Raw genomic sequence first — 12763 nt, 5'->3', positions numbered from 1 at the left:
TTTCTAGGCAAATAAAAAGCGAGGATGAATCCTCGCTTTTTATATCCCGCTAGCAATGATTACTGAGTGCTAATATTGCGCCCCTTAATCACTTTCTCCCAATTGGCTAACTCAGCTTTAATCTGAGCATCAAAGTCTTTCTGAGAATTCATAACCGGGGTTAAGCCGTTAAGATCCAAGCTCTTTTTCATGGCTTCCGAGTTCACTGCCTTTATGGTAGCGTCATAAATCTTATCGGTAATCACCTTGGGCGTATTAGCTGGCGCAACCAATCCAAACCAACCAGTACTTTCAAAACCAGGGATACCGCTTTCAGCCACTGTTGGTACATCAGGAAGCTGCTTAACTCGTTTTGAACTAGTAACCGCAATTGGCTTAATTTGTCCGGTTTTTGCAAACCCTGTTGCAGCTGTCAAATTACCGACCATGAAATCAATTTGACCGGCTACGAGATCGTTAATGGCTGCAGACTCACCCTTGTAAGGTACGTGAGTTGCGGGAATGTTAGCTGCGTAGGTGAGGTTCTCACCAGCCATATGAACCTGGCTACCGATACCCGCAGATCCAAAATTGAGATCTTTGGTTTTTGCATAGGCAATAAATTCATTTAAGTTCTTAACGGGGATTTTGCTGCTAACAGATAGCAGCATTGGGCCGCTAGCAACATTAGTAATGTTCACAAAATCCTTGCTGTAGTTGACCGGCAACTTTTTATATAAACTAGGATTCACGGTAAGCATACTTCCGGAGGCAAGCATGATGGTGTAGCCATCTGCGGGCGCTTGCGCTACAAATTCGGCAGCGATATTGCCGCCAGCGCCACCTTTATTTTCAACAATGACGTTTTGCCCCAAATCTTTTGTTAACTGCTGGGCTAAGAGTCGCCCAAGAATATCAGTAGTACCACCGGCCGCAAAAGGAATAATTAATTTGATTGGCTTTGTTGGCCAGGATTGCGCTGTTGCTAATTGAGGCAAAGCAAGGGTGAGCGCTCCTACTAGTAAAACTAAACGTCTACTTAAATTATATTTTTTATTCCCAAACATCGGTGACCTCCAGTGGTAATTTAATCTTTATATCTTAGCTATATAGCTATGAAAAAAATATACTCGACTGCTACTTAATAGTTATATGCTTATTCAATACTTCTATCTCCTCCATCCATCCTGCGGTACTTCGAGATACTCCTGGCACCGCACCACGAATTGGGTATTGCAACATATCTAAATCATCTATATGATTCAGATATGTTAGCTATTTTGTTCCCTAAAGCTAGGTCTAGTCAAGCCCTGAAAAACCCTGCTTTTGAGCGACCTCATTCATAGGGGGCAATCATGAACTTAACCTATCCAGAGATTCTTGCCTTGGCACATTTAGGTCTTCAGGCTGCCGGGATCAATTCAAAAGCAGCTTATGAGACCGCACAGTTTCTGGCGCTGGCGGAGTTAGATGGGCTAGCCTCGCATGGCTTGGCGAGAGTTCCCCAATATGCTGCGCATGCAAAAAATGGCCGCATTGAATTAGATCCCAAGTTAAGCGTCCGTCCATTTAAAACGGCGGCTGCTTTGGTTGATGCGTGTGATGGTCTGGCTTTTCCTGCACTTCGGTTTGCAACCGACCTGTCTGTCAATCTAGCCTCAAAAAATGGTCTTGGTTTGGTAGCTGTTACCAATAGTCATCATTTTGGTGTTGCAGGGCATTATGTTGAGGCTGCGGCACGAGCTGGTTACGCCTCTCTGTTATTTGGAAATACTCCAGCTGCGATGCCTATGGTTGGCGGTACGAAAGCAATCTTTGGGACTAACCCACTAGCCGCAGCTTTTCCCACCGCCAGCGGCGACCCTTTAGTTATAGACATGTCACTCTCTGCGGTAGCCCGCGGAAAATTGTTGGTTGCGGCAAAAAATGGTCAATCGATTCCAGAAGGGTGGGCATTGACTGTGGATGGTAAGCCAACTACTGACCCACAAGAAGGCTTAAAGGGTTTAATGCTCCCTTTGGGTGGTGATAAAGGAGCTTTGCTTGCCCTCATCGTTGAATTGCTGGTCGTCGGGCTTTCAGGAAGCCGCTTTTCTTATGAAGCAGATTCCTTTTTTGATCCTCAAGGCAATCGCCCGCGCATTGGTCAGCTGATATTGACTATTGATACCGGTTTAGCAGGTAAATCTGTTTTTGCCAGTCGAATCCAAGACTTCATCAAGGTCTTAAGTGTCGATCCAGGAATTCGTCTTCCTGGACAGCGTCGTTTTAAGCAGCGTGCTACAGGATTTAGTGGTGGCGTCACAGTTTCAGATGTGGTTGTGGAAGAAATTCAGACTGGCATTCGCCAGTCATGGACTGAGTAGTTTTTTATAAACAAGATTATTGAGGAGATAGTAATGATCCACTTTGTCGTGCATGAGCCAGCAGATGGCGTAGGTGTAGTAGTAGTTGAGGGTGTCAAGGCCGGAACTGACTTAATTGGTTGGGTAATGGATGGCGACCTTACTTTGAATATCAAGTCTGAAAGCGATATTCCGATTGGTCACAAAATTTCATTGAACGATTTCAAACCAGGTGACACGGTCATGAAATACGGCGTTGATATTGGCAAGGTAGTGGCCCCAATCAAAAAGGGCGAGCACCTTCACGTCCAAAACGTAAAAACTAAGCGCTGGTAATCCGGCACCTTACTACCTATTCATTGAGAAAGATATAAAAAATGACTAATTTGAAAGACGCGACCTTTTTAGGTTATCGCCGTGAAAACGGCCGCATGGGTATTCGTAATCATGTATTGATTTTGCCTTTGGATGACTTATCTAATGCAGCCTGTGAAGCAGTAGCCAACAATATCAAAGGAACGATGGCAATTCCTCACTCCTATGGTCGTTTACAGTTCGGAGCTGACTTGGATTTACACTTTCGCACCTTAATTGGTACGGGTTCCAATCCGAATGTAGCTGCTGTAGTGGTTATCGGTATTGAACCGCAGTGGACAAAAATTATCGTTGATGGCATCAAGGCATCAGGTAAGCCAGTTGAGGGATTCTGGATTGAAGGTAATGGCGACACAGCAACCATTGCTTCCGCTAGTAAAGCTGCCTACAACATGATGAAGCATGCATCTAAGCAAAAACGTGTTTCCGCTCCATTGTCTGAGCTATGGGTTTCCACAAAATGCGGTGAATCCGATACTACCTCTGGATGTGGTGCAAACCCAACCGTAGGTGATGCTTTTGATAAGTTGTATGCAATTGGCTCCACCATGGTGTTTGGTGAAACTACGGAGTTAACTGGTGGCGAGCATTTGGTTGAAGCGCGTTGCCGTACCCCTGAAGTGAAGAAAAAGTTCCGCGAAATGTTTGATCGCTACCAGGATGTGATTGAGCGTCATAAGACGAGCGATCTGTCTGACTCTCAGCCGACCAAAGGGAATATTGCAGGTGGTTTAACAACCATCGAAGAAAAGGCTTTGGGCAATATCCAAAAAATTGGTAAAAAATGTATTGTGGATAGCGTGCTGGATAAGGGTGAAGAGCCGAAGATTCCTGGATTGCATTTTATGGACTCATCATCAGCTGCCGCTGAAATGGTCACCCTGTGCGCAGCAGCTGGTTTTACTGCCCACTTCTTCCCAACGGGTCAGGGTAATGTGATCGGCAATGCAATTCTTCCAGTAATTAAGATTTGCGCCAATCCAAAGACTGTTCGTACTATGGGTGAGCATATCGACGTTGATGTGTCTGGCTTATTACGTCGCGAAGAGAACATGGATCAGGCGGGAGATAAGCTATTGGATTGCTTGAAACGCACAGCTGATGGTGAGTTGACTGCTTCTGAAATTCTCGGTCACCGTGAGTTTGTATTAACTCGTTTATACGAATCAGCATAAGACTGCAGCATGAGAAACCTGACCGCTTACGAGGAAGTGAAGCAAAAGATTACCGAGGATCTGGTCAGGGGTCGATATCCTATGGGGCAGGCGTTACCTGCCGAAAAGGACTTATCAAAAGAGTTAGATGTATCTATAGGTACCCTGCGCAAAGCGGTGGACGAGTTGGTTGCGGAAGGTATCGTAGTTCGACGCCAAGGCAGGGGAACCTATGTTGTTGAGCATGATCTCAAAAGACTTTTGTATTATTTTTTCCACATTGTTAAACACGATGCTGAGAAAAAGATTTACCCAAAAGTTGAGTTAGTCTCTTTAAATAGCGCCACTGCTAATAAGGAGGAGGCGAGTAAGTTAGAAATAAAAGAAGGTGCCCCAGTTTGGAGGATTACCAATCGCCTGTCATTGGAAGGGCAGTGTGTCATGATCGATCAGATCACGCTAGATAAAAAGCGGTTTAAGGAATTAACCCGTGCAGACTTTATTGACCGCAAGGGCAGTATTTATCAGATGTATCAAATGGAATATGGCCAGACCGTTGTGCGAAGTAGTGAGCGTTTGCGTGCTGGCTTAGCAGGGAAGCAACATGCTGAATGGCTTGGATTAAATCCAGAGTCTCCCGTCCTGGTGATAAGAAGAGTGGCACTGGGCATTCAGGATGAGCCTCTAGAGTGGCGCGTTTCCACTTTAAATACTACTCAACATGAGTATTTCAGTGAGCTAGTAGCTTAGTTTTATGTTGACTACTGCTCGGAAGAATATTCCAGGACTTTTAGTTTGCCTGGTGATTGCTATGTCGACCAGTTTTCTTTCTGAGAATTATGGTGGCCCACAGTTGTTGTATGCATTACTGATTGGTTTGTCGCTCCATTTTCTATATCTCAATGAGGCTGTAAAGCCAGGAATTGATTTTTGTGGCAAAACGGTTTTACGTTTGGGCGTTGCATTTCTAGGTATTCGGATTACATTTGCTGATATTGGCGCAATCGGTTTGAATACCGGATTAATGGTGATGTTTGCAGTTGCTGCTACGGTAGCCCTTGGATATTTCCTTGCTAAATTCTTAAAGCTGTCTCCAGACTTTGGATTGATTGCGGGCGGATCAGTTGGTATTTGCGGAGCTTCAGCGGCCTTAGCAGTAGCTTCAGTTCTGCCAAAAACAAAAGAGAATGAGCGATTTACTCTACTTGTAGTAGTTGGGGTAACCGTTCTCTCCACTATTGCCATGGTGGTGTACCCCTTCGCGTTGCAGTTGCTCAATATCACTGCCTTACCTGCAGGCATCTTTCTGGGAGCTACCATTCATGATGTGGCGCAGGTAGTTGCTGCAGGCATGTTATTTGGCCCTGAGGCAGGTGATGTAGCGACTGTTGTTAAGCTTTTCCGTGTCGCTCTTTTGTTGCCTGTCGTTTTATTTATCTCTATTTTCTTTGGTGCTGAAAAATCATCTCAGCCCTTAGGCTGGGGCAGCCTACGTCTGATACCAACCTTCTTATTGGGGTTTGTGGCGCTATCAGTTGTTGCATCTATGCAGATTTTGCCAAGCTCCGTTACCCAATCTATTGGGGGAGTATCTCGCTGGATGTTGGTGATTGCTATTGGTGCGGCTGGACTAAAAACAAACTTTCAGGAGTTGGCAAAGTTAGGTTGGCAACCGGTAGTCATGTTGCTAGTGGAAACCCTATTTATTGCTTCAATCGGCTTAATATTTATTTTCAATCTTGCTTAATAGGATTGCCAATAATAATTATTTTGGCGGTATTCTTCAAGGAATGCACTCACAAAGGATGTATGTATTTTAAAAAGGTGAACTACCTATGTCGGATAAAGACAATCTTCCTAGCCGTCGAAAGTTTCTAAAAAATTCTGCTGGCCTTGGCGCGGGACTCAGCGCTGCACTAGCCTCTAGTACCACATTGGCTCAAGCCTCAGCTAGTGAATTTTTAGAGGTAGACCCATGGACCAAAGTGCAGGGCTCCACCTTTATCAATCCGCCTTATGGTCTCCCCTCAAAATATGAAAAGAATGTAGTTCGAGTCTTGCCGTCTCCTGCACCTACTTTTTTAACGGGGTCCAGAACACCGTTGCAAAATTTGCATGGCATCATCACGCCAAATGGACTCTTCTTTGAGAGGCATCATGCTGGTGTACCCGATATCAATCCTGATCTGCATCGCTTAGCCATTCATGGCATGGTTGATAGACCCCTGATGTTGACCATGGAAGACATCGTTCGTTTTCCGTCAGAATCTCGTATTTATTTTTTGGAATGCTCCGGTAATAGTGCTGCTGAATTAAAGAAGGCAACCGGTAAAACCGCTCAGGAAATTCATGGGCTACTTTCTTGTTGTGAGTGGACCGGCGTTCGTCTCTCGACCATCTTTCAAGAATGCGGAGTCCAGCCTGGTGCTACATGGGCCTTAGCAGAGGGTGCTGATGGCGCTGCAATGACTCGCAGTATTCCGATGAGCAAAATGATGGATGATGCGCTTTTGGTTTATGCCCAAAATGGTGAGATGTTGCGGGCTGAGCAGGGTTATCCTCTGCGTCTATTGTTGCCGGGCTTTGAAGGGAACATGAGTATTAAGTGGCTGAGACGCCTTAAATTGGGCTCTGAACCCTGGCAAACTCGTGAAGAAACATCGGCTTATACCGACTTGCAAGCTGATGGCAAGGCCCTTCAATTTACTTTCGCTATGGATGTAAAGTCTGTCATCACGCAACCATCTGGCATGATGAAACTCAAGTCCAAGGGATTCTATGAAGTTTCGGGCGTTGCTTGGTCTGGTAACGGAAAGATTAAAAGGGTCGAAGTATCAACGGACGGTGGAAAGTCTTGGGCTGATGCTATCTTGCAAGAGCCAGTCATGGATAAATCTTTGGTGCGCTTCCGCTATCCCTGGGTTTGGAATGGTGAACCAACTGTGTTCATGAGTCGAGCGATTGACTCTAGTGGTGACACTCAGCCAAGCATGGAGGCCTTATTAAAGGCAAAAAGTCCGAATAGCTTCTATCACAACAATGCAATTCAGCCATGGCGTGTTGCTGCTAATGGGGAGATTACAAATGGTCGTTAAATCTTTTGTGAAACTGACTCTGGCTTTTGCATTGTCTGGAGTTTTAGTGGCTTGCTCGAGTGGATATTATGCTACTGGACCAGTTGGTCTTGGTAAGTCTGTTACCGAAAATCAAATCAAAGCATGGAATATTGATGTTGGGCCAAGTGGAGCAGGTTTGCCCTCTGGATCTGGTACGGCTGTAACTGGTGAAATCATTTACCAGCAAAAATGCGCATCCTGCCATGGAGACAAAGGGCAAGGCGGAATTGCTAACCGATTAGTTGGTGGCGGTAACTTAAATACAGACAAGCCTGTTAAAACTGTTGGTAGTTTTTGGCCTTACGCTACAACTATATTTGACTATGTAAAGCGAGCCATGCCACATCAGGCGCCGCAATCGCTGACAGATGATCAGGTGTATGCCTTAACTGCCTACATCTTGTATATGAATAAGATTGTTTCAAAGGATGAGGTAATGAATGCAAAGTCATTACCGTTGGTAAAGATGCCGAATCGAGATGGGTTTATTCCAATCGTAAGATAAGCATCAGTGCCGAGTTTTCTTAAGCGTAAGAGTCCTCAAGCTCTTCCATCTTGATAGTAGTCATTAGGAACAGAATTCTGCGTTGGAAGTTTTTTCGTTCAGCCACATTCTCATGCGGCAAGCTATCGTGCTCACGCAATAACTGCGTAATAATCGGGTTGTAGTACTCTCGGACAGGTGACATCTCAATTCCTTGGCAAATATCTTCTGAGGACTAATTTACCAAGGTGTCTATATATCTACAAGAAACATATAGCGATAACTTAATTACTTTTGGGTATATAGCTTATTTATTTTTCTACGAATGCGCGCTCAAATACGTAGTCGCCTAATTGACCAAGGCTAGGAGACACCTTGAAACCTTTGGAATCAAGCATCTCAGCAGTTTCTTTGAGCATCGATGGGCTACCGCAGATCATAGCGCGATCGACTGCTGGATCTAATGGGGGTAGGCCAATATCTTTAAATAGTTGGCCTGATTCAATCGCAGTAGTTAAGCGGCCAGTGTGCTTAAAAGCTTCGCGTGTCACTGTTGGGTAGTAGATTAATTTCTCGCGAATGATTTCACCAATGTATTCGTCTTGAGTGAGTTCCTCTTTAATGTAATCACCATAAGCCAGCTCGCTTACCAAACGAACACCATGAATCAAGACTACTTTTTCAAACTTCTCATAAGTATCCGGATCACGAATAATGCTCATAAAGGGCGCTAACCCTGTCCCGGTACTAAATAAGTAGAGGTGTTTTCCTGGGTTTAAGTCATCAATCACTAAGGTGCCCACGGATTTCTCGCTCACCAAAATGGGGTCACCCACCTGAACCTTCTGAAGACGAGAGGTGAGGGGGCCATCTTGAACTTTGATGCTTAAAAACTCTAAATGCTCTTCATAATTAGGGCTCGCCACACTGTAGGCGCGAACTAATGGCTTGCCTTCAACTTCCAAACCAATCATCAAAAAATGGCCGCTACGAAAGCGTAAACCTTTATTTCTGGTGGTAGTGAAGCTAAACAGGGTGTCATTCCAGTGATGAACGGTGAGGACAGTTTCAGTGTTGTAAGCGGCCATAAATACTAGTTAATAGTGTGTAAATCCTAATTATCCTCATTCTGGGGATGGTTCTATAGATAAAAAAGTATTTAGCATATAAAAAGGGAGTCTTTTACTTATGCCGGCTAGCCCCCTATGATCATTTTATGCCCAATCGAAAGAGCCATATGTCTAATAAGCCTGTAGCCCAAAAGTCCCTATTTCTGAGCGTAATCCAGATATTTTTGGGTGTGGCTCTATTGAGCTTATCTACCCACCTTGCCTTTGATGGCGACCTTTATCTGGAGGTGCTTAATCGGAATGGTTTGAACCAGTATCACGCCTTTGGACTATTGGTTTGCCTTAGTTTCGTTTCAGGCGTTTTCCTAATTGCACAACAGGTGTTGACCCAAGAAGCAGGTAGTGTTGATGAGCACTTTAATCAGGCCTTGAACCTCTAAACCAAGATAGACTGTGATCTTATCTTAATAAGGCCACACTATGAGTCCATTGCCACATCAATCGATCTTTGCGAGAGGCGCATGGTATGTGGTGGTGCAGGGCATTCTGATTGGCCTTCTCTTATGTGGCCCTAAAGGCTCTCTTTTAATCAGCTCAGAACCAATTGCTTCTATTCTGCAATCCTGTGGCATTGCCATTGGATTACTAGCTTGTTTGATCATGGTAATTGCCGTCATTAATCTCGGTAAAAATCTCACCCCTTTACCTTGCCCAAAAGAGAATGCTGTTCTGATTCAGAATGGCTTATATCAATTTGTACGGCACCCGATCTACTTTGGGGTGCTCTTAGCAGCACTTGCTTGGCTACTCATCTTCCCCGGCATTTATGTATTGATCTATGCCATTAGCCTATTTTTCTTATTTGATATCAAGGCGAGGCGGGAAGAGGTCTGGCTGGTAGAGCGTTTTCCAGATTACCGAGACTATCAGCTTAGGGTCAAAAAGTTAATTCCTGCTATCTATTAATATGGTGTTTTAAGTTATTGGAGTTTTTATGAGTGGCGAACCCTCTGTAAGACTAGTTCAGCAAGCCGATTATCAATTTGCGATTTATTACAACGAAGAGCGTGATCCCATTTATGGAGATGAGCCGCCACCCCTTGGAGGATCGCAAGGTGCTACACCATCACAGTTCTTGTTGGCAGGTGTAGCTAATTGCCTGTCTGATTCGCTACTCTTTGCGCTCAGAAAGTTTAAGCAAAATCCCGAGCCAATCGAAACGAAGGCCAGTTGCGAAATCGGTAGAAACGCAGAAAACCGTTTACGTATATTGGTCATCAATGTAGAGATTCGGATTGGCGTTCCGGGAAATAGCCTTGAGAATCTCGAGCGTGTATTGGCGCAGTTTCAGGATTTCTGCACCGTATCCTCTAGCGTGAGTCTTGGTATTCCGGTTAATGTGACCGTAATTGATAGTGAGAGCGTAAAGTTATATCCAGCCATTTAACTGCTCGTGATGTAGCTCAGAAAAAAGCCGCAGAGGTTGAAGTCTGCGGCTTTTGATTTCTGAAGAAAGATATTCGAACTGCTTACTCTTCTTCACGACGCAGATGTGGGAACAAAATCACATCACGAATATTAGGCACGTCAGTTAGTAGCATAACTAAGCGATCAATGCCTATACCGCAACCACCAGTCGGAGGCATACCGTATTCCAGCGCGCGAATGAAGTCATGGTCAAAGTACATTGCCTCTTCATCACCTGCTTCTTTTTGCTCTACTTGCTTACGGAAGCGATTGGCTTGATCTTCCGCATCATTTAACTCTGAGAAGCCGTTGGCAATTTCACGACCGGTAATGAATAATTCAAAGCGCTCGGTAATACCAGGGCGGGTATCCGATTCACGGGCAAGAGGACTGACTTCGATTGGGTAATCGATAATGTAAGTTGGCTCCCATAGGTGTGACTCGGCAACTAATTCAAAAAGCGCTAATTGAAGAGCGCCAATACCAGCATTCTTGAGTGTAGGGGAGTCTGGATTCTCGCCACCTTTTTTCAGTTCAGCGCGGATGAATGCAGCGTCTTCTAACTGAGCCACTTCATAACTCTTGTTTGACTGGCCACAGTATTTCAAGATGGCTTCAGTAATCGTTAAGCGCTGGAAGGGCTTGCTCAGATCCAGCTCACGACCTTGGTGGGTTAGTACAGCAGTACCTTGTGCATCCATTGCAGCAGCGCGAATTAAGCTCTCCGTAAAATCCATCAACCAACGGTAATCGGTATAGGCTGCATAGAATTCCATCATCGTGAATTCTGGATTATGTCGTGGGCTCACGCCCTCATTGCGGAAATTACGGTTAATTTCAAACACACGCTCAAAGCCACCCACTACTAAGCGCTTCAAATACAACTCTGGTGCAATACGCAAGAACATTTGCATGTCTAAAGCATTGTGGTGCGTAGTGAAGGGTTTAGCAGTTGCGCCACCAGGAATCGGATGGAGCATTGGTGTTTCTACTTCCATAAAGTCTGCATCAAGCATATGGCGACGCAAGGAGGCAATCGTATTGCTACGTGCCCTGAAAGTATTGCGACTTTCTGGATTGACGATCAAGTCAACGTAACGTTGGCGATACTTGGTCTCTAGGTCCGATAAACCATGGAACTTATCTGGCAATGGACGTAAAGACTTGCTCAGCAGGCGCAGCTTGCTACATTCAACGGAGAGCTCGCCTTTATTGGTCTTAAATAAATTGCCCTCAGCGGAGATAAAGTCACCCATATCCCAGTGCTTAAATGCACCATGAATATCGGCACCACTGATTTCATCATTAATGTAGAACTGAATCTGGCCACTACGATCTTGAATGGTGGCAAAGCTTGCCTTACCCATCACCCGTTTGAGTACCATGCGGCCAGCCACTTTGACATGCACCTTCTTGGCGGCTAATTCCTCTTTGGTGAGGCTGTCGTAGTGAGTATGCAGATCTGCTGCTAAGTGGGTCGGTACGAAGTCGTTCGGAAATGCGATGCCACCTTCACGTAGCTTGGCTAATTTCTCGCGACGCTCGGCGATGATGTGGTTTTCATCTACAACTTCAGTAGCTGCAGCTTGGTGAGGAGTTGAATTCACTGGATCGTTCATATTGAATATTAATAACTGGAATGGGAGTAATGAATCAAACGCCTTGCTTCAGGCTGGCTTCAATAAAGGCATCAAGATCACCGTCTAATACTTTTTGTGTATTCGAGATCTCAACGTTAGTACGTAAGTCTTTGATGCGACTCTGGTCTAGCACATAAGAGCGGATCTGATGACCCCAGCCCACATCAGTTTTACTGGCTTCAAGCTTATCCTGTTCTGCACGACGTTTTTGCATCTCGTGTTCATATAGACGTGATTTCAGCATCGTCATCGCCTCAGCCCTGTTGCGGTGCTGACTTCGGTCATTCTGACACTGCACCACGATCCCGGTGGGCAGGTGGGTTAAGCGAACAGCAGAGTCGGTTTTATTAATGTGCTGACCACCCGCACCAGAGGCGCGATAGGTGTCGGTACGAATATCGGCTGGATTAACGTCAATCTCAATCGAGTCATCAATCTCCGGGTATACGTAGATACTGGCAAAAGAAGTATGGCGACCATTAGAGGAGTCAAAGGGTGACTTGCGCACTAAGCGGTGCACACCAGTTTCTGAGCGCAGGTGCCCGTAAGCATATTCACCATCTACCTTGATAGTGGCGCTCTTGATGCCGGCAACATCACCATCGGATTCTTCTAGGATTTCTGTCTTGTAGCCTTTGCGCTCGCAATATTTAAGGTATTGGCGCAGAAGTATGCTGGCCCAGTCGCAAGCCTCTGTTCCACCGGCGCCCGCTTGAACATCGATAAAGCAATTACAGGAATCCATTTCGTTATGGAACATACGGCGGAACTCGAGATCATGAATGATCTTGCTATAGCTTTCAACGTCTTGTTCGATAGCGCCAATCGTTTCAAAATCACTCTCTTCTTTAGCCATGTCGAATAATTCGAGGGCACCAGTGATATTGCTATTTAAATCAGTGAGTGTGGCAACGACACCATCAAGCAATTTCTTCTCTTTGCCGAGGGCTTGCGCTTTCTTTTGATCATCCCAAATGGTGGGATCTTCAAGAATAGAATTAACTTCAGTAAGGCGTCGTGACTTTACTTCGAAGTCAAAGATACCCCCGAAGTGCTTGCTCACGGGTGAGCAGATCGGACAGGGTATTTGAAATAATGTTGAGTTGTTCGGCTTCCATCCCCTGATTATAAGG

General features: G+C 45.2%; 15 protein-coding genes. 10 read left to right on the top strand and 5 right to left on the bottom strand.

Going from position 1 to position 12763, the window contains the following annotated elements; translation table 11 throughout:
* Window positions 1-59: 59 nt before the first annotated feature.
* On the bottom strand, window positions 60-977 hold the full coding sequence (locus FD967_RS07395) for a tripartite tricarboxylate transporter substrate binding protein (protein ID WP_215325341.1): 918 nt from the start codon (window positions 975-977) through the stop codon (window positions 60-62).
* A 357-nt stretch (window positions 978-1334) separates the two neighbouring features.
* On the opposite strand from FD967_RS07395, the gene FD967_RS07390 reads away from it, so the two are divergent.
* The 7 genes from FD967_RS07390 (at window position 1335) to FD967_RS07360 (ending at window position 7474) form a co-directional block, all read left to right on the top strand.
* Window positions 1335-2345 carry an Ldh family oxidoreductase gene (locus FD967_RS07390; protein ID WP_215325340.1) on the top strand — a complete coding sequence of 337 codons (1011 nt, stop codon included), beginning with the start codon at window positions 1335-1337 and terminating at the stop codon, window positions 2343-2345.
* Between the two features lie 33 nt (window positions 2346-2378).
* Window positions 2379-2660, top strand: coding sequence for an SAF domain-containing protein (locus tag FD967_RS07385; RefSeq protein ID WP_015421504.1), 282 nt, complete (start codon window positions 2379-2381; stop codon window positions 2658-2660).
* A 41-nt stretch (window positions 2661-2701) separates the two neighbouring features.
* Complete coding sequence (locus tag FD967_RS07380; RefSeq protein ID WP_215307912.1) at window positions 2702-3874, top strand: UxaA family hydrolase; 1173 nt, start codon at window positions 2702-2704, stop codon at window positions 3872-3874.
* Between the two features lie 9 nt (window positions 3875-3883).
* A complete protein-coding gene (locus FD967_RS07375) occupies window positions 3884-4603 on the top strand; it encodes a GntR family transcriptional regulator (protein ID WP_215325339.1) in 720 nt (239 codons plus the stop codon).
* Window positions 4604-4607: 4 nt separating this feature from the next.
* Window positions 4608-5600 carry a YeiH family protein gene (locus FD967_RS07370; protein WP_215325338.1) on the top strand — a complete coding sequence of 331 codons (993 nt, stop codon included), beginning with the start codon at window positions 4608-4610 and terminating at the stop codon, window positions 5598-5600.
* 88 nt (window positions 5601-5688) lie between these two features.
* Entirely contained in the window at window positions 5689-6948 is a 1260-nt protein-coding gene (soxC, locus tag FD967_RS07365) for a sulfite dehydrogenase (protein ID WP_215325337.1), read from the top strand.
* On the top strand, window positions 6938-7474 hold the full coding sequence (locus tag FD967_RS07360; protein ID WP_251369010.1) for a c-type cytochrome: 537 nt from the start codon (window positions 6938-6940) through the stop codon (window positions 7472-7474). Before soxC ends, FD967_RS07360 begins: the two co-directional genes overlap by 11 nt.
* A gap of 19 nt (window positions 7475-7493) precedes the next feature.
* Here FD967_RS07360 and FD967_RS07355 read toward each other — a convergent pair whose 3' ends face one another.
* Both FD967_RS07355 and FD967_RS07350 read right to left on the bottom strand, forming a co-directional pair.
* Window positions 7494-7658, bottom strand: a complete 165-nt coding sequence (locus tag FD967_RS07355) for a hypothetical protein (RefSeq protein WP_215327275.1) — start codon at window positions 7656-7658, stop codon at window positions 7494-7496.
* A gap of 106 nt (window positions 7659-7764) precedes the next feature.
* On the bottom strand, window positions 7765-8541 hold the full coding sequence (locus FD967_RS07350) for a ferredoxin--NADP reductase (protein WP_215325335.1): 777 nt from the start codon (window positions 8539-8541) through the stop codon (window positions 7765-7767).
* 149 nt (window positions 8542-8690) lie between these two features.
* Between FD967_RS07350 and FD967_RS07345 the strand changes: the two genes are divergently transcribed.
* From FD967_RS07345 to FD967_RS07335, 3 genes are read left to right on the top strand one after another with little or no spacing between them, the layout of a single operon-like run.
* Window positions 8691-8963, top strand: coding sequence for a hypothetical protein (locus FD967_RS07345; RefSeq protein WP_215325334.1), 273 nt, complete (start codon window positions 8691-8693; stop codon window positions 8961-8963).
* A 40-nt stretch (window positions 8964-9003) separates the two neighbouring features.
* Entirely contained in the window at window positions 9004-9489 is a 486-nt protein-coding gene (locus FD967_RS07340) for an isoprenylcysteine carboxylmethyltransferase family protein (RefSeq protein WP_215325333.1), read from the top strand.
* 28 nt (window positions 9490-9517) lie between these two features.
* Window positions 9518-9970, top strand: a complete 453-nt coding sequence (locus tag FD967_RS07335; protein WP_215325332.1) for an OsmC family protein — start codon at window positions 9518-9520, stop codon at window positions 9968-9970.
* Between the two features lie 82 nt (window positions 9971-10052).
* Here the strand turns inward: FD967_RS07335 and lysS are convergent, their stop codons facing one another.
* Together lysS and prfB are read right to left on the bottom strand one after the other, a co-directional pair.
* Window positions 10053-11609, bottom strand: a complete 1557-nt coding sequence (gene lysS, locus FD967_RS07330) for a lysine--tRNA ligase (protein ID WP_215325331.1) — start codon at window positions 11607-11609, stop codon at window positions 10053-10055.
* A 34-nt stretch (window positions 11610-11643) separates the two neighbouring features.
* Window positions 11644-12748 (bottom strand): peptide chain release factor 2 gene (gene prfB / locus FD967_RS07325; RefSeq protein WP_215325330.1). Its coding sequence is split into 2 segments (ribosomal slippage): window positions 11644-12666 and window positions 12668-12748, totalling 1104 coding nucleotides; the frame shifts between segments, so codons are not numbered across the junction.
* Window positions 12749-12763: the final 15 nt, after the last annotated feature.

This window comes from Polynucleobacter sp. JS-Mosq-20-D10, from assembly GCF_018687755.1.
Classification (GTDB): domain Bacteria; phylum Pseudomonadota; class Gammaproteobacteria; order Burkholderiales; family Burkholderiaceae; genus Polynucleobacter.
This window is presented reverse-complemented; position numbering and strand designations above follow the sequence as displayed.

What these genes read in the sequence shown, in the direction of transcription:
- FD967_RS07345 (WP_215325334.1), top strand. Translation starts at nt 8,691, where the DNA reads ATGTCTAATAAGCCTGTAGCCCAAAAGTCCCTATTTCTGAGCGTAATC.
- FD967_RS07370 (WP_215325338.1), top strand. Translation starts at nt 4,608, where the DNA reads ATGTTGACTACTGCTCGGAAGAATATTCCAGGACTTTTAGTTTGCCTG.
- FD967_RS07340 (WP_215325333.1), top strand. Translation starts at nt 9,004, where the DNA reads ATGAGTCCATTGCCACATCAATCGATCTTTGCGAGAGGCGCATGGTAT.
- soxC (WP_215325337.1), top strand. Translation starts at nt 5,689, where the DNA reads ATGTCGGATAAAGACAATCTTCCTAGCCGTCGAAAGTTTCTAAAAAAT.
- FD967_RS07375 (WP_215325339.1), top strand. Translation starts at nt 3,884, where the DNA reads ATGAGAAACCTGACCGCTTACGAGGAAGTGAAGCAAAAGATTACCGAG.
- FD967_RS07390 (WP_215325340.1), top strand. Translation starts at nt 1,335, where the DNA reads ATGAACTTAACCTATCCAGAGATTCTTGCCTTGGCACATTTAGGTCTT.
- lysS (WP_215325331.1), bottom strand. Translation starts at nt 11,609, where the DNA reads ATGAACGATCCAGTGAATTCAACTCCTCACCAAGCTGCAGCTACTGAA.
- FD967_RS07355 (WP_215327275.1), bottom strand. Translation starts at nt 7,658, where the DNA reads ATGTCACCTGTCCGAGAGTACTACAACCCGATTATTACGCAGTTATTG.
- FD967_RS07350 (WP_215325335.1), bottom strand. Translation starts at nt 8,541, where the DNA reads ATGGCCGCTTACAACACTGAAACTGTCCTCACCGTTCATCACTGGAAT.
- FD967_RS07385 (WP_015421504.1), top strand. Translation starts at nt 2,379, where the DNA reads ATGATCCACTTTGTCGTGCATGAGCCAGCAGATGGCGTAGGTGTAGTA.
- FD967_RS07380 (WP_215307912.1), top strand. Translation starts at nt 2,702, where the DNA reads ATGACTAATTTGAAAGACGCGACCTTTTTAGGTTATCGCCGTGAAAAC.
- FD967_RS07335 (WP_215325332.1), top strand. Translation starts at nt 9,518, where the DNA reads ATGAGTGGCGAACCCTCTGTAAGACTAGTTCAGCAAGCCGATTATCAA.
- FD967_RS07360 (WP_251369010.1), top strand. Translation starts at nt 6,938, where the DNA reads ATGGTCGTTAAATCTTTTGTGAAACTGACTCTGGCTTTTGCATTGTCT.